12 protein-coding genes are annotated in these 16,822 nt (G+C 35.4%); 2 read left to right on the top strand and 10 right to left on the bottom strand.

Going from position 1 to position 16,822, the window contains the following annotated elements; translation table 11 throughout:
- Window positions 1-6 precede the first annotated feature (6 nt).
- Window positions 7-330, bottom strand: coding sequence for a hypothetical protein (locus DIC78_RS13245; RefSeq protein ID WP_105954028.1), 324 nt, complete (start codon window positions 328-330; stop codon window positions 7-9).
- Window positions 331-543: 213 nt separating this feature from the next.
- Between DIC78_RS13245 and tagU the strand changes: the two genes are divergently transcribed.
- Window positions 544-1,464, top strand: a complete 921-nt coding sequence (tagU, locus tag DIC78_RS13240) for a polyisoprenyl-teichoic acid--peptidoglycan teichoic acid transferase TagU (protein WP_127696429.1) — start codon at window positions 544-546, stop codon at window positions 1,462-1,464.
- 40 nt (window positions 1,465-1,504) lie between these two features.
- On the opposite strand, the gene wecB is transcribed toward tagU, so the two are convergent.
- The 4 genes from wecB to DIC78_RS13220 all read right to left on the bottom strand — a co-directional run bounded on the left by wecB (window position 1,505) and on the right by DIC78_RS13220 (window position 7,582).
- Window positions 1,505-2,647 carry a non-hydrolyzing UDP-N-acetylglucosamine 2-epimerase gene (gene wecB, locus DIC78_RS13235; protein ID WP_103671250.1) on the bottom strand — a complete coding sequence of 381 codons (1,143 nt, stop codon included), beginning with the start codon at window positions 2,645-2,647 and terminating at the stop codon, window positions 1,505-1,507.
- A 22-nt stretch (window positions 2,648-2,669) separates the two neighbouring features.
- Complete coding sequence (locus DIC78_RS13230) at window positions 2,670-4,580, bottom strand: glycosyltransferase (protein WP_127696428.1); 1,911 nt, start codon at window positions 4,578-4,580, stop codon at window positions 2,670-2,672.
- A 72-nt stretch (window positions 4,581-4,652) separates the two neighbouring features.
- Window positions 4,653-6,173 carry a glycosyltransferase gene (locus DIC78_RS13225; RefSeq protein WP_127696427.1) on the bottom strand — a complete coding sequence of 507 codons (1,521 nt, stop codon included), beginning with the start codon at window positions 6,171-6,173 and terminating at the stop codon, window positions 4,653-4,655.
- Between the two features lie 35 nt (window positions 6,174-6,208).
- Window positions 6,209-7,582, bottom strand: a complete 1,374-nt coding sequence (locus DIC78_RS13220; RefSeq protein ID WP_127696426.1) for an alpha-glucosyltransferase N-terminal domain-containing protein — start codon at window positions 7,580-7,582, stop codon at window positions 6,209-6,211.
- Window positions 7,583-7,942: 360 nt separating this feature from the next.
- Between DIC78_RS13220 and galU the strand changes: the two genes are divergently transcribed.
- Window positions 7,943-8,821: a UTP--glucose-1-phosphate uridylyltransferase GalU gene (gene galU / locus DIC78_RS13215; protein WP_044159515.1), complete on the top strand. Its 879-nt coding sequence runs from the start codon at window positions 7,943-7,945 to the stop codon at window positions 8,819-8,821.
- A 39-nt stretch (window positions 8,822-8,860) separates the two neighbouring features.
- Here the strand turns inward: galU and tagH are convergent, their stop codons facing one another.
- The 5 genes from tagH to DIC78_RS13190 all read right to left on the bottom strand — a co-directional run bounded on the left by tagH (window position 8,861) and on the right by DIC78_RS13190 (window position 16,822).
- Window positions 8,861-10,444, bottom strand: a complete 1,584-nt coding sequence (gene tagH, locus DIC78_RS13210) for a teichoic acids export ABC transporter ATP-binding subunit TagH (RefSeq protein WP_127696425.1) — start codon at window positions 10,442-10,444, stop codon at window positions 8,861-8,863.
- A 19-nt stretch (window positions 10,445-10,463) separates the two neighbouring features.
- Window positions 10,464-11,291, bottom strand: coding sequence for a teichoic acids export ABC transporter permease subunit TagG (gene tagG / locus DIC78_RS13205; protein WP_059353643.1), 828 nt, complete (start codon window positions 11,289-11,291; stop codon window positions 10,464-10,466).
- Window positions 11,292-11,465: 174 nt separating this feature from the next.
- The gene (locus tag DIC78_RS13200) at window positions 11,466-13,556 is read right to left on the bottom strand and encodes a CDP-glycerol glycerophosphotransferase family protein (protein WP_106021951.1); all 2,091 of its coding nucleotides are present in this window, start codon (window positions 13,554-13,556) and stop codon (window positions 11,466-11,468) included.
- Window positions 13,549-14,712: a glycosyltransferase family 2 protein gene (locus DIC78_RS13195; RefSeq protein WP_106019651.1), complete on the bottom strand. Its 1,164-nt coding sequence runs from the start codon at window positions 14,710-14,712 to the stop codon at window positions 13,549-13,551. The genes DIC78_RS13200 and DIC78_RS13195 overlap by 8 nt, the downstream gene beginning before the upstream one ends.
- A 25-nt stretch (window positions 14,713-14,737) precedes the next feature.
- Window positions 14,738-16,822: a DUF6270 domain-containing protein gene (locus DIC78_RS13190; RefSeq protein WP_127696424.1), complete on the bottom strand. Its 2,085-nt coding sequence runs from the start codon at window positions 16,820-16,822 to the stop codon at window positions 14,738-14,740.

The following is a 16,822-nucleotide window of genomic DNA, read 5'->3' as shown; positions in this document are numbered from 1 at the left end:
GTTAAATTACTTCGTCTCTAAATCTTTAAGCTCTAGGACGCCATTTGTTCCTTTAGTATATTTGACAACAACTTTTTGTCCTTCTGAAATGCTGTTCATTTTGTCCTGAAGGTCTGAACCAACCTGAATCGAAGTTTCTTTACCATCAATAGTGACTGCAATCGTATGGCTGTCTGCTAAACCGGCAAACGTGCCTTCCTTCGTTACAGTCTCTTCAGCAGCCGAATCCTGGCTTTCTGAATTTGTCTCTGAACCTGTTTTGTTCTCAGCTGTGCCACAGGCAGATAAAAGAAGCAGCATTGAGAACATTAAAATAGCGATTTTTTTCATTCCTATATCACCTCTCCTCTTTTTATCGACAATTTTAAGCTTATTTTAAGATTTCTTTCAAAACAACGAAAATTTTTTGCGGATTTTCTTAAATTACCGAAACATTTGTTACAAGCCGTCGTCTATTGTAAAGAATCAGACAAATTTTAGTTGTTTTCAAATATTAAGAAACTTATAATCGAACTAGATTACAAAAAAGTGAGGACATTATTTATGAGAGTTGAAAAAAGAAAGAAAAAGAGAAAGGGTTTACTTGTCATTTTAACCATACTGGCAGTGTTCGTCCTCTGTACAGGCGGTTATGCATACTACTTATGGCATAAAGCCGCTTCAACCGTGGCAAGTATTCATGAAAGTATTGATAAATCCAAAAAGAGGGATACAGAGGTTAATATCAATAAAAAAGACCCGTTTTCTGTTTTAATTATGGGGGTGGATGAACGTTCCGGCGATAAAGGACGCGCCGACACGCTCATTTATATGACCGTTAACCCAAAAACGAACACCACAGATATGGTCAGTATTCCCCGTGATACGTATACAAAAATTATCGGAAAAGGCACGATGGATAAAATCAACCATTCGTACGCATATGGCGGTACACAAATGACAGTTGACACGGTTGAAAATTTCCTCGATGTTCCGGTTGATTATTTTGTAAAAGTCAATATGGAAAGCTTTAGAGACGTGGTTGATACACTCGGCGGCATCACAGTTAACAGCACATTTGCGTTCAGCTATGACGGTTATTCATTCGGCAAAGGAGAAATCACACTGAACGGAAAAGAAGCATTAGCGTATACACGAATGAGAAAAGAAGATCCAAGAGGAGATTTCGGACGTCAGGACCGTCAGCGCCAAGTGATCGAAGGAATCATTAACAAAGGGGCAAATATTTCTTCCGTTACAAAGTTTGGAGATATGTTTAAGGTCGTTGAAAATAATGTGAAAACCAATTTGACGTTTGATAATATGTGGGATATCCAGTCCGATTACAAAGGCGCCCGAAAACATATCAAGCAGCACGAACTGAAAGGCGAAGGCACAAGAATCAATGACGTCTATTACTATAAAGCAGATGAGAGCGAGCTAGCTGACATTACAAATGAACTGAAAGAAAGCTTAGAAAGCTAAAACAAAAAGAAGCTTCGCACCTATGTGCAAAGCTTCTTTTTTATTTACCCGTAAAAGAGTCCGGATGTTCATTCCGATATCCGTAGTGAAACAGCAATTCCTCTACAATCCGGCGGGAGGCCTGTCCATCACCATACGGATTTGAAGCATAGGACATTTTCTGATACTCATCGGCGTCAGTTAAGAGCTCTTTTGCAAGCTGATAAATGTTCTCCTCATTTGTCCCCGCAAGTTTAAGCGTCCCTGCTTCCACTCCTTCAGGGCGCTCCGTCGTATCACGAAGCACAAGAACCGGTTTCCCGAGCGATGGCGCTTCTTCCTGCACTCCGCCGGAATCAGTCAAAATGAAATGGGATTTTGCCGCAAAGTTATGGAAGTCAATCACTTCTAAAGGCTCAATCAGATGCACTCTGTCAGAGTCGCCAAAATGCTTTTGAGCCGCTTCCCGGACAACAGGGTTAAGGTGCACAGGGTAAACGACCTGTACATCATTATATTCCTCTACAATTCTGCGAATGGCCTTAAACATGTTTTCCATCGGCTCGCCTAAGTTTTCACGGCGATGAGCCGTCAGCAAAATCATCTTATCCTCACCCACTTGGTCAAGGACAGGGTGTGAATAACCTTCCCTAACTGTTGTGCGAAGCGCGTCAATCGCTGTATTGCCCGTTACAAAAATAGAATCGGCCTTTTTGTTTTCTTTTAACAAGTTGTCTCTTGCCTGTCCTGTCGGTGCAAAATGCAAATCAGCAATAGCACCGGTCATTTGGCGGTTGAGCTCTTCAGGAAACGGAGAATATTTATTGCCTGTCCGAAGACCGGCCTCCACATGCCCGACAGCAATTTGATGATAAAACGCGGCAAGGCTTCCGGCAAATGTCGTCGTCGTATCACCGTGGACAAGCACAATATCAGGCTTGATGTCTTTAAACAGCTCGTCCAATTTCACAAGTGCATTTGACGTAATTTCTGCCAGCGTCTGCCGCTCCTTCATAATGTTCAAATCGAAATCAGGCTTAATCCGAAACGCTTCAAGCACCTGATCCAGCATTTGTCTGTGCTGGGCAGTCACCGTTACATAGGACTCTATTTCAGGGTATTTTTTTAATTCAAGCACGAGCGGCGCCATCTTTATCGCTTCCGGCCTGGTTCCGAAGACGGTCATGACTTTTAGTTTTTTCATAATTGTCACCTGGTTTCTTTGTTTAACGGGCTGTTAGATAGAATTTGGATTGGTCTGATTGTATAAATAGATCTACTTTCTTTCTTATTTTAAAACACCATAGTTTTTTTTCAATATTTTTACTGCAAAAATACACGCTGACATCCTTTTTAGGAACCAGTACAGTTTGGTATGAATTTATTGATAAAACGATATCTGTGCTTTGTAAAAAAGATGGGACAAATTTTTGTTCAACTAAGTTTCGGTCAACTTGTATAACCGTCCCCTCAGCCGAACTTATTTGTTTTTTTATAGGAATTAAGAACTCTTGTTTATTACATTCAAGCAACAATAAAGATTGCTTTGGGAAAAACAACTGGCTCCCAGGGAAAATGAATGTTAAATACTGGTCAGAATCATGATTTCGAAATTCGACTTTCAGCATCTCTTGTTTTTTTATCTCTACTGACAAATTATCAAATGTCTTTGTAAAGTACGGCCTTGCGCTGTATGCATATTTTCCGTTATTTCCAATATATTTAGCATGTTTAGAATAGGGGTACTTTTCTCTGCTGTTGCCGATTCTGGCACGTTTTTTGTACCCATCAATTTCCGACTCGATAAAGAAATCCCATACGCCAATATCCCCTTCATTGACAGCTAAATCAGTAAACTTCGTGAGGAATTCAAACTCGCCATCCTTTGAATACACCGGAGATATGATTTTTTCAATTTTTCTTTCACGATGAACCCAAATACCTGATAATTTTTGCAGAGATTGATACTCTGGTTTTAAAGCTGTATGAGTAACTGATCCTTTTATTGAAAAAGAATTGTTCTTGATTTGAAATTTGCTCACGTAATGACTGATCTTGTTTCTGTCATCAATGACAAGCTCATTCTCAGATAAGTGATACGGCGCTATACTAGGATAGTTTGCGATGATATGCCCGTTTTTAACAGACGTAAATTGAATCATATTCTCTTTATCAGATTCGAATTGCTTTAAACCCTTTAGGTCATTATTACGTACAAAATATAATTTTAAACGCGTATGCGAATGAACAAGCTTATCAATTTCCCGCGGAATATTTCGCTCAACAAAATGATGCAGCTCCGTCATCCACTCTAGCTGTTCCTGTTCATCCTCAATTGTTATGGTAAAGTCCGTAGTTCTGGAAAAGTCAAAATGGCGATTTAAAAACTTCGCCATAAATTTCATTTTATCGGTACGAGAAAGACGGCTCTCATGAATCATATCAATGATGACTTTCATAGCACCGTAATAGTCTTGAGGTGCAACATATGCAAATGTCATATGCTCGCCGTCATGCTGTACAGCATAGTAATAATCATAATCGCCAAGAACAGAAATCTTGTCTGCTTTTAAATAAGCTTTCATGACAAAAACCTGATCCTCTGTTGCCTGTATATTAGAGGGAAACAGTATGTCATATTTTCTGAGCAGTGAAACTTTAAAAAGCTTCGTCGGGCCAATTGAGTAGACAAGCGGTGATTTTATCAGATCAGCTTCAGCTTTCGATTCCTTAAAAATTGCTTGCGGCACTGGTCTGCCGTTTACACCAACCATTTTCCCAAGCACGATGTCCGAATCATGAACCTTTGCAAACTGATACATTCTTTCAAAGGCTTCAATTCCGAGATAATCATCAGAATCGATAAAAAATATATATTCACCGCTGGCCGCACGAATTGCCTGATTTCTTGGTTCTCCCGGTCCACCCGAGTTTTTTTCTCTCTCAATAACCTTTATATTAGGATACTGTTCACCGTATTTTTTTAGTATCGAAACCGTGCCATCTTGAGAACAATCATCTATACAAATAATTTCGTATTCATCATTCGGCATGGTTTGTTGAACAAGACTATCCAGGCAGCGGGATATAAAATGTTCTGAGTTGTATGTGGGTACTGCTGCAGTAATTTTCAACATTACACCTCTATCCTTATCCGCTCTTTTTTTATAGAAAGCTCATATAGTGAACAAAAATGGTATAGAAATGTATTATTTCGTCACTTCAAATACTTCTTCCCATCTTTCAAACAATCGTTCCTCACTGTATTCTGTATCCATTAATTGCTTTGCATTCTTTCCGTATTGAATCGCTTGCTCAGGATTGTCATAGAGATAAATAATACTTTCAGCAAGCATTTCAATATGATCAGGTTCTACAAGCATTCCTGTTTTATGTTGTTTTATAAGCTCTCTTGGGCTGTATTTCACATCAAAACTAATCACTGGGGTTGCACAAGAGAACGATTCACAAATGGCAAGGCTGAACCCCTCAAATTTTGATGTTAATAATGTGGCTAGCGCTTGCTGGTAAAAGGGAGCAGGATTGGCTACATAGCCTTTTAGATGCACATTATCAAGCCGAAGCTCCTCAATTAAATGTTGATACTGATCGTGGCCAGGACCGCTTCCATATATATTAAGAACAACATCAGGCCGGGATTTTTTCACGATTTCCATTGCTTTTATAACCTTATCTATCCCTTTTTCCTCATGATATCTTGCTACCATCACAAATTCGTTTTTCTTTTTTTCATAGGTTTGTAATTTTTCAAGCCTTCTTGGAGCATGAGGAATCACAAAAATATTATGGTTTGATTCAAAATCCTTCATGATATCATCTTTTTGTTCATTCGTTAATACGATCAGCCCGTCGTAATCTTTAATATGCTCCATAGCGTATTGATGATTTTTCCGAACTTTGCTGCCCAATGTGTAAGGATAATCTAAATGATTTGAGTGAACGCAGTAAAAGCGTTTTGCCAATCCATCACGCATTTCATTTACTTTTGAAGCACTCCCGACTCCATCACAGATGATAATAGGGTCTGTTTCTTTTTCACACAGTTCTTCAAGCCAATGTGTATGAAATGAATGCTTGTTTTTAAAAAACGCAGCTTCTTTCTCATTTCGTTCAAACAGTACAACTCCCTGGCTGGCTCCTGTTTGAAAATGATACCATTCCGTTAAATAACAAAAGCCATCAGGTGCTGTGTAACAAACTTGATTTATTTTTGCTGTTCTCGTATCGAAGAAGACAGTTTTATTTATATACTGACCATTAAAATATTCCCGCTTTGTGATTTGCATATTTTCATTGAAATAGTCCACATATAAAAGATGATCCGACTCATCCCACTTTTTCTTTTTTATATATAAACCATTTTTGAAGTATTCAGTTTCTAATTTTGCCTTGTTATGAAAAACAGCATAAGATTCTTCGAAGCGTTCAAGAATTTGTTCATAGCCATTTCGCTGCTCAACACCTATTTTGATATCGGTGTGCTGATTTTTATAGTAATCATAGATATTGATAAGATTCACATCAGGATGCAGCCTTCCAGCCTTTTTCAGCTCTTGCTCAATCTGATCATAGTTGTCTTTATAATCAAGTGTAACCAAGTCAATTTTATGGCCATGCTCTGCAAAAGTATACGACCTTGACATCATAGAGCTTGTAATGCCGCCTTTTTCAATGTCTATTTCATAAATTAGTGAAAAGATCCTTCTCATCTTCAAGCTCCTTCTTCTTGTAAAACCTTTCGCTGCTATTGATTCTTTTTAGCAAACAGACGATTGATTAGTTTTCTCCTAAATCCTTCAGCTGTGTGAATTAGCAAATGATTATTTTCTTCATCCAAAGTAATTCGCCAGCCTGAGATATTTTGTTCCGTTAACGGAATTTCATTTTTGTCATTCACTCGTACATTCGCAGCAAAAAAGCTATTATCCCACTCAGAGCAGAGATACAATTCAATCGTAGAGAGGTCATCTAATGCTGAGTGAATACGAAGCGTCCCGCTTACAGTAAAAGTTAAATCTACCTCTCTGTTTACCAGAGCGCTAAACGTACATTCAGTGCCGCTCTTCTTATTTTTTAATTTCCAGTACATTTTATTACGGCCAAGGGAATAGGCCGGAACTTCACCTTTAAATTCTACTTTTGCTGACAAATACAAGTCAGATTTTGATCGCCATTCTGCTGTTAACAGCTCAACATTCATTTCTTTTAATTTATTGTTAAAAGGCACTTGATCAATAAGTTTGTCCACAAAACGTTTGCGGGCAAACGGTTCTTCAGAAACATAGTAAATGTTCGAACGGGGTCCCGTTCTTTCAACCGTATCATTATATCTCGTCAAGGAAGGGACTACGAAAGCATCAAGATAGTTTATTTCTCCCTCAGGGTTATCCAAAATATCATTCGTCTCTATAAAACCTAAGTACGCTGTCGAATATTTCGCTGAAAGAAGCTTCAGCATAGAATAAATTTTCATTTCTGAAGTTAACAGCAGATAGTCCGTTTCATCTATCAAGCGGCTCAGAAAATACTGGGAAAGTTCATTTTCTGAATATAAAACACTCTCTATACTGTCTTTTTCGTCAAAAATAATAATTTTTTCAGTCGCCCCATCATGCTTATACCACTTCGTCATATAACAGGTGCCGTCAGCCCTCAAAAAGAGATGCTGCTTTGGTTTGTTGATCTCCAAGTCCATGTACATCAAGCTGTGTACATAGCCGTTTGCATCATATTCCTCTCGTTTAAACCTTTGCCTATTATCATTAAAATAATCCGCGACAGCAAGTGTTCCCCCTGCTGTAAATCTTTGATATTTTATATAACGCCCGTCACGGTAATATCGAAATATTGGTTTGTCTTGTTCTTGAACATACGTTAAACCTTCTTCTTCAACCTGATGCTCTATTTTATGTTTCTGAGGTTCAGGCCCTTTAAAGAAGCTGTACAAATTGATAACAGCAGCATCTTTAAAAAAGGAAGGTTCATTAGGCTCATGATTTAAAGTAACAATGTCCATTGGATAATTCCAATCAATTGAATTAATGTTGTTTTTTTTTGCAGAGTGAAGCCCTGAACAAACATATGCTAATTTAGGATGAGAAACCTTAATCGTCATAATTTATAATTACCTTTCGCTAAAAATCGTACAGTCATTTTCAGAAGTACATTATATCATGTTTAATCAGCTGGCTCTAGAATGAAGAAACAGTTAAATCTCAAGAACTTTTTGGAACATTTTAAGCCGATAACCTCTATCTGTTACTGAAAATTAACTAATGATATTTTTTGTATTTTCTATATTTTCCAGATCTAAATCCCACTGAATTGACCCTTGTTTAATATTGGTTTTTCTTATATGATTAAATGTGTTTAACAGATTGAAAATAGGGTACTGAGAAAAAAGAAACTCCAAAATTTTAAATACTCAGCATTTCATAAAGCTGAACCTAAATCTGTTCTTAAGGAAGGTGCTTTGAAAGTGAAAAAAGTACGTAAGGCCATAATCCCTGCAGCCGGTCTCGGAACGAGATTTTTGCCGGCTACGAAAGCAATGCCGAAAGAAATGCTTCCTATCGTAGATAAGCCAACCATTCAATACATAATTGAAGAAGCTGTTGAGTCCGGTATTGAGGACATTATTATTGTAACAGGTAAAAGCAAGCGTGCGATTGAGGATCATTTTGATTACTCTCCTGAGCTTGAAAGAAACCTTGAAGAAAAAGGAAAGATTGAGCTCCTTGAAAAAGTGAAAAAATCTTCCAATCTGGCTGACATCCACTACATCCGTCAAAAAGAGCCTAAAGGGCTTGGACATGCTGTGTGGTGCGCGCGTAACTTTATCGGCGATGAACCTTTTGCGGTTCTGCTTGGAGACGATATTGTTCAGGCGGAAAAACCAGGATTGCGCCAGTTAATGGATGAGTATGAAAGAACACTTTCTTCTATTATAGGTGTTCAGCAAGTCCCTGAAGAAGAAACTCACCGCTACGGTATTATCGATCCGCTGACAAGTGAAGGACGCCGTTACCAGGTGAAAAACTTTGTTGAGAAGCCGTCTAAAGGCACAGCACCTTCTAACCTTGCCATCTTAGGCCGTTACGTATTTACGCCTGAGATCTTTATGTACTTAGAGGAGCAGCAGGTTGGCGCAGGCGGAGAAATTCAGCTGACAGACGCCATTCAAAAGCTGAATGAAATTCAAAGAGTGTTTGCTTACGATTTTGAAGGCAAACGCTATGATGTTGGTGAAAAGCTTGGCTTTATCACAACAACTCTTGAATTTGCGATGCAAGATAAAGAACTCCGCGGACAGCTCGTTCCATTCATGGAAAACTTATTAAACAAAGAAGAAATCTAAACATAAAAGGCTATTGGACATTCATCCAATAGCCTTTTATTATTTCGACATCAAGGTCAGCGTATGCTCTTCATTATCAACTGCGAAGACCTGATCAGCTGTATTCACAAGAAAACGATCCTTGCTGCTGTCATACAATACATCTCCATCACTTAATGATAATGACGCTGGAGTAACGGGAGAAATGTTGTGAAAGATAAGCTGTGAAGCTTTATTATCTTCCAATACATAGCTGATCTTTTCATAATCAAATTCCAAAGTCTTTCTGCCGTCAGTTGTTTCTCCTTCTGTAAAGCCGTTCAGTTTCGATTGAATACTGTCACTGCTGTCTCCGAGGAACTTCAGGAAGTATTCATAGGAAGCTGCTGCGTTTTGCTGGACATGGGGTGTAAAAGCAGAAGCCGGCAATTCCGCCTTCTTCACATCAGTCGCAACAGCATTCTGCTTCACAAAATAAGAATGTCCGTCAAACTTAACTTTTGCTGCTTGTTTGCCTTTTGCGCTTACCGTCACTGCAGTACCGAAAGGCAGTGTAACACTGGCCTTCTTTTTCAGATCTTGGTCTTTATAGACTGTCACTTCTTCATCAGCTATAAAACCTTTTTTATTCATTACAGTTAGGCTTTCCTCCATCTTGCCCTTTGCATCGCTATGATGATTCTTGACTTCATTCTGCGGAATTGCGCCAAACGAAGCAATCGTTCGAAGCGGGGCATCAAAGAACATCGTGCCCGCAACAAAAACTAACAAGATAGATAAAATCGCAATTTGTACTGCGTTGGCCAGTGATTTTGGCTTTTTCTTCTTTTTGCGGAAACGGGCAAAGGCTTCAGGATCTTCTTTCTTGCGCTCTTCCGTCTGCTCTTTTTTATATGTTTCTTTTTCTTTTTTCGAGAGCTTATTAAACCAGTCAATAAATGCTTTGTACTCTTTCACAACGGATTTTGTATCATCAAACATCCGAAGTTCGCCGTAATGCATCCAAGCAACGCGGTCACACATTTTCTCAATCTGGCCGATGGAATGGCTGACAAAGAAAATGGTTTTTCCTTGTTTTTTAAACTCATTAATTCTGTCTACACATTTCTGATAAAACGTTTGGTCTCCTACGGAGAGCGCTTCATCAATAATTAAAATATCCGGATCAATATGAACGGAAATCGCGAAACCGAGACGCGATTTCATCCCGCTGGAATAGTTTTTAACCGGCTGATTAATAAAATCGCCAATCTCCGCAAATTCAACGATACTGTCATACATGTCATCAATTTCTTTATTTGTTAGACCCATCATCAAACACTTGAGCCGGACGTTGTCCCGGCCCGTTAATTGATTATTTAAACCGGCCGCGATCGCAATCAGCGACGGCTGGCCGTTCATTTCAATTTCACCGCTGGTCGGCGGAATAATTTTAGCCAGCAGGTTAGACATAGTCGATTTCCCCGACCCGTTTATCCCTACAAAGCCGATTGTTTCTCCCTCATACACGTCAAAGGAGACATTCCGCACAGCAAAAAAACCATTATCCTTAGCCGGAAAAAACAATCCTTTAATCTTGTCCGATTGTTTTTTATACAAATGATACTGCTTTGAAACATTTCGAAACGAAACTTTTAGTTTCATCGTACAATCTCCTTACGTATTAAAGAAAGTCAACAAACTTGTCTCTGAATTTCATGTGCAGGATAGAACCTACTGTTAATAAAAGAAAAGTGAACAGCCAGAAATACAGCGTGTATTTCATATCTTGGAAAAACCATTTCCCGTCTAAGAAGCTGTTCCGGAATCCTTCTATCAAATAATAAATCGGATTCAGTTTCAGCACAGGCAGAAGGTTCGGATGATTTTTTCCAAGCTGCTCTGATATATTCCAAAAAATCGGAAGCAAGAAGAACAATAATCTGGTAACTGCCTGCAGCAAAAATTGATAATCTCTGACAAGCACACTGATTGTAGAGTTAAACAAACTAAACGAAAACATAAATACAATCATGCAGATTAAATAGTAAATATATTGTATCCAATGCAAGCTTGGGTAAATACCACTTGCTAACAGAACTATGACATAAACACCCATCATCACAAAATAACTAAATAAATTTGAAGCAATCACGACAGATGGCAGCGAACTGATCGGAAAATTCATTTTCGCGACCATATTGATCCGCTTAAACACACTGTTTGATCCATCAAGAATCGTCGGACTAATAAAAAACCATGGAATCAAACCAGCCAGCATCCAAACAATAAAAGGCACTTCTCCGATACCCGTTATGATCGGCTTACTGTTACGAATTCCCATGCCAAATACAAACCAGTACGCCAGCATTTGAATGAGGGGATTTAAAAACTGCCATAATACACCAAGATAATTCATCTGATACTGAGACTTTGTCTCATACGAAGCCAAGCGCAAAATTAAAGGAAACGATGTCACTTGCTCTTTTACGATTCTTACTAATGCATTCATTGTTTATCTTCCTTAGACTTAAATGATTTTTGGGATCTTTCGGTTAAAGAAATTTGAAAGCACCGATGAATATTGTAACAGATAATAAGTTTTTTTTCACATTGCAGCAATCTAAAATTTAATGTATAGAAAAAGCCGACAGATATACTCCATCGGTCTTTTTCATAGTTCTCATCAATTTGCTCTTTTTACAGATTTTAGAATCGTATTGAAGATTCGTTCATTGTTTTGATCATCTTTAAATTTAAAGATCTTTTTAGAGCTCTCTTTATATTGCTTATCTATTATAAAATCTCGGTTACAAATCTCAATTATGTTATTAACAACAGTTTCTTCTTCTGATGCCACTATACCAATGTCTTCAGATTTAATTTCATTTACTCTGATAGAATGATTGTCATAAGGATCAAATTGGTAAAAAACAACTGGTTTATTCATAAACAAAAAATCTGCAGAAACGGATGAATAATCTGTAACCAATAATGAGCTTTCTTTAATCAAATCAGATACTACCGCATTATTTTTTGTTAAAATTTCAATTTGCGGATGGTCAACATTGAAATTTTCTATATACTTTTGCATTTGATAATGCATATAAAACTTGACCTTAATACCCTTTTCCTCTATCATATTGAGAAATTTTTCATTTTTAAGTAAACTTTGGTATGCTACAAAGTACTTAGATTTCAAGAAGTTATGCTTATTCATTTGAACTAAACTTCTTCTCCAGGTCGGCATAATTAAAATCTGGTCTTTATTCGATTTATTTTTCGCTAATTTATCGAATCTTGAAAGCCCGGTTACGATAACTTCATCACTATTGTAACCTAGAGTATTAAGGATAATTTCTTTTTCTTTTTCTGAACTGCTAATAACAAGATCTTGATTATACTTTTCTTTATGCAAATAGGGTGAAATGTTATACATGATTAAGCCGTGCTGCAAACAGATATTATATTTTTCATTTAAAATTCTTTTATAATATTTGTTATACACTTTTGAAGGCCATGGATATAAACCTTCCTGAAACGTCCATGCACTTATATATGCGTTTGCTAAAAACATAAATAATTTATGTTTAAAACTAGAATGATAAAGTATATTTCCTAATCGTTCTACCTTTTCAGCATGCGGAGATCCTTTATCAATAATATAAAAGATCTTTTTATCTGGGTGATTTGTTCTGCAATACTCAAAAAAGGAATATCCATTGTCTTCAGCTTGATCATATCTCTCCCCGACTAACCATACATCTTTTCTATATATCAGCTTCACTATATATGCAAGAAAAATAAGAAGATATTTATTTATCAGGTGCTTTATATGACGATATTGATACTTTAAATCTCTCAATGGCTTCGTTAATTTCCAAGATAACGATTTTTCAAATAACGGAACTCTCGCAAAATAAGATTTATAAGTTCTTGATTGATTGAACCAGTGTCTTTTACTTTTTAACAACTTCATAAACTCTGTTGCTTCATAATAACAGTCTTTCTGGATCAATTTAAAAAAAGTTCCATAACCTACTTCATTGAAGTCATAAATATCTTCTACACTAACAACTTCACTTACCTTTTTTATTGTATCGTATGCATCACTGTGATCTTTATCTAATAAATTATTCAAAAAAACATTGGAATCTGCATAAGACATTAATGTTTCTAGTATCAAAAATCCGTATGTCTCTAAAAATTGCTTATTTTTCATACTGACAATGTTTTTTAATGAATTGATATTGCATTGATAACTATATTCTATTAATTCATTATCTACAAAACACTCGCCTAAAAAATCCATTTCAATGTTCATTGTATCTTGCTCAAAAAAGAATTGAATTAAGTTGTCACGATTAAAAATATTTGTCGAAAAGAAATAAGTATCAATCAAATATTGTTTTTTCATTATCCTCGAAGCAATAATATTTTCAAATTCATTGTTATTAAACAATTTATTTGCGCTTATTATAGGTACTCTATTTGTATTCATCTTTTCAGTAAGACTTTTCAATAAACCTGAATCATAACGATATTCTATGTTTGAAAGGAATACATACTCTCCCTTAATCAATGAAATATCAAAATTTTTGTTACTAATTAAATATACATTTTCATCTAGATTTTGATCAGCTATATCAGTTTCTACAACGAAAAATATCTCCAAACTATTCCAATTCATACTTTGACCTTTAACAAAGTCAATATATGTTTGTATTAAGCTGTTATCTTGAGTGCCAACAGGAATCAATAATGTAGTCTCAATCACTAACCAATTTCTCCTTAATTTTATATTTCAACTTGTTTGTTTTAATTTTGTTTCTAAAAATTTTAGTTATTCTCCATGAAAGTGAGTTTTTTATGGCCTGCTGCCGCTTAAACATTTTTTGCAATTCTATTCCTGTACTATACCACCATCTTCTTGAGACGATCATAGAATTGTATTCCAAAGCTTCTAGTAAGAAGTTTTTTTCAATCAAACTAAGCAAAGGTTTTTCAATAGAAAAATATTTTTCAGTAATATCAGGGTTAAATCCTTGTACAACAGGTCTAATCATTTCTAATATTTCAAGTCTTTCAGCTACAGGAACTTTGTTAAATTCAGGATCACAGATTTTCCACAAAAGAGACCTGAAAGCATTTATTTGAAAATAAGAGTATTCTTTTTCATTTAGAATTTTTTTGATTTTCAATGCAGCTGTTACATCATTTTTAAGGGTGTTTTTAATATTTTGCTGTGTCAGGGATAGATTGTTTGCATCATTTCTTGTTCTATAGTAATAAATATATTCAGGTATATAACTAAACTTTTTTGCTTTTGTGAAGAGAGCCATATCATAAATTTTATCTTCCCCATTCCTCATACCCTCTGGAAATAATATATTATGCTCTCTTAAGAAACTTGTTTTTACTAATTTTAAATAGACAGCTGTTTTCACTTGAAGGAAGAACGGAACAGTCTCTATATTTACATCATTATAATGCTTGTGCATAAAATAATTTTTAAATGTTATGTGCTCATGTGTTTTTCCATTTTCGTCATTAAAGCTTAGCATTTTGCCCATAACGAAATCTGAATTATTTTTTTCCATGACCTTATATAATTTTTCATAAGCATCTGCTGGAATGTAATCATCAGGATCCAAAAATATAATGTATTCACCTTTAGCTTCGTTAATCCCAATATTTCTTGGCTTTCCTGGCGCTCCGCAGTTTTCGGTTAAGTGAATCACTCTTATATTTTTAAACCGTTCCGCATATTTATCTAAAATGGTGGCGGTGCCATCTGTTGAACAATCATTGACCAAGATAACTTCTATCTTCTCAAATCCTAATGTCTGACTAATTATAGATTCCAGACATTCTTCTACATATGCTTCTACGTTGTAAACAGGTAAAACTACACTGATTAATGGATAATCCAACTTAATTTCTCCTTATTAAATTCATTTATTGTTTAGATTTTAGTTCAGTTTGAATATCTTCAAGCACAATTGAATTTAATCTATCCATAAATTTTTTGTAATATGCTGATTCATAGTGAGAAAACGACTTTCCGAAAGGGTATCGCTCATCACCTATAAAAGGTGTATTTGTCAGGTCAATAATATTAACATTAGGTAACATATTTTCAAAATAGTTATCAACTTTATCCCAAAAATAATTATTTCTTTCAATTAGTTCCTGATCTCCAAAAAATTTAATTTCACCATTTATATCTCTATATTTATAAGTAAAACGCCCTTTATTTAGAATAATTTTAGATTCAGGTAAAATCTCTGTTACTTTAGCAATAAAATCGTTAAGTGCTTTTTTAAAGACTTCAAAATATTTGCTATTATCATTATGATTAATAATAACAGCATTTTTTAAATTCTTAAAAAAATGACTTTTTTCAATTATAAAACTTGCACTGGCATATTGGTGTTCACTGAACTGAATAAGTGATTTTGCAGCATCAGAGTAAAGGTCAATAATTAAGTAATCAGGCTGAGATGCCTTTAGTTTTTCAAAAAAATCTTTTTTGAAATCTGTCTCAACAAAGTTTATATCTTGATCTTTTATATCTTTAAATTCTTCCTGATTAAAGGCGATCGGTTTAGAAACCAAGCTTACTATTGATGAGTGGAACTGAGTATAAACACACTCATAAATCTTCTTATATCCAGGGTTGAAATACTCTCTGGAGTTAAAAGGGTTTCTGCTGAAGCAAGTACCCATCACAGCAATTCGTATCGGTCTAGTCCCTACTGTTTGCCGGTCTGAAATAAAAAGCGAAAGATTAGATTTCCCATTAACAAAAAACTTGGCCTCGGAATTTTTTAAGCACCTTGAATTTGTTTTAAAATAGCTAAATGAATAAGATGTTTCTTTATTTACTTTAACTTCATTTTCTATAATGTTACTTTCTTTGTCTAACCTAATAAAAGCATCCCAAACGTCGTTTCCTTTAAGGTAAGACTTAGACAAAATATTCGATTTTATTATTTTAGATATAAACTGACCTTCATTAAATTCTATTGGAAGAGCTATCTCGTCATAATATTCAACTTCTTTTCCTAGGACTCTTCTTCTTTTTAATACAAAAGACAGATTTGAATGCAAGTTGTAAGCTAAGCTATCTTCTCCCACTTCCATAAAAAACTTCAAATCATCCCCAGTGTTTTCCACTCTGATTAAAGTTGGACTGAAGTTGTTATTTATTGTCTCAAAGGAAAGTTGACTTTTAGGATTTATATTAGCCTTTAAAGTATAAAACTCGTTAATGTTATAATTATTTTCAAGAAGCACTTCTATTAAAGAGCTATCTACATTAACTTTTAAATATATCTCTTTTTGATTCGATAACAACTTATTATCATTATCTTTAGGAATTTCTGCTTTTATAAAAACATCAAAAAGTTCATCATTTATTAACAAATCTTTTGGGATAGAGAAATATAGCATTTCTGATATGTTTTCTTCTTTTGCTATATTTATTTCATTTGAATAGAAATATAGACTAGGTTGATCCCGTTTTAGAAGAGATAACGACAATTGTCTTTTTGATAAACGATCATAGTCTGCCCCAGTACACTCAATTTTCAAATGAAAATGATTTGCATCTTGTTTAAGATTCTTTAAAACGGGTACAAATTCGATAGGCCTTATAAAAAACGCTAAAGATTTGTCTTTAGCAATATAGGGCCTAACTTTAAAAATAGAATGTTGATGAGGAACAAAATAGGCATAAGTAGTTTTTTCAGAGCTATTAAACTTCAATGGTATATTTTCTAGTGTGGTTGCCATATAAATTGACCAATAGCTTTCGCTTACATTACAAGAAGTAAAAACTTCGTTAAGATTAACGTATAACCATAAAGAGCTTTTATTTATGTCTTCATATTCAAGTTTAATCTGTTCATGAAGCTCCGTATCTCGACTATTTTCCTTTTTTCCGAAGTAAAAATCGTTAGAACCTTCATATCCATTACGATCACAAAGAATCTTCAAACTTCCCCTTTTTTCGTCATATATTACATCTAATATGTTCAT

Origin of the sequence: Bacillus halotolerans, assembly GCF_004006435.1 — a bacterium.
Lineage (GTDB): Bacteria > Bacillota > Bacilli > Bacillales > Bacillaceae > Bacillus > Bacillus halotolerans.
This window is presented reverse-complemented; position numbering and strand designations above follow the sequence as displayed.

What these genes read in the sequence shown, in the direction of transcription:
- DIC78_RS13245 (WP_105954028.1), bottom strand. Translation starts at nt 330, where the DNA reads ATGAAAAAAATCGCTATTTTAATGTTCTCAATGCTGCTTCTTTTATCT.
- tagU (WP_127696429.1), top strand. Translation starts at nt 544, where the DNA reads ATGAGAGTTGAAAAAAGAAAGAAAAAGAGAAAGGGTTTACTTGTCATT.
- wecB (WP_103671250.1), bottom strand. Translation starts at nt 2,647, where the DNA reads ATGAAAAAACTAAAAGTCATGACCGTCTTCGGAACCAGGCCGGAAGCG.
- DIC78_RS13230 (WP_127696428.1), bottom strand. Translation starts at nt 4,580, where the DNA reads ATGTTGAAAATTACTGCAGCAGTACCCACATACAACTCAGAACATTTT.
- DIC78_RS13225 (WP_127696427.1), bottom strand. Translation starts at nt 6,173, where the DNA reads ATGAGAAGGATCTTTTCACTAATTTATGAAATAGACATTGAAAAAGGC.
- tagH (WP_127696425.1), bottom strand. Translation starts at nt 10,444, where the DNA reads ATGAAACTAAAAGTTTCGTTTCGAAATGTTTCAAAGCAGTATCATTTG.
- tagG (WP_059353643.1), bottom strand. Translation starts at nt 11,291, where the DNA reads ATGAATGCATTAGTAAGAATCGTAAAAGAGCAAGTGACATCGTTTCCT.
- DIC78_RS13190 (WP_127696424.1), bottom strand. Translation starts at nt 16,822, where the DNA reads ATGAACATATTAGATGTAATATATGACGAAAAAAGGGGAAGTTTGAAG.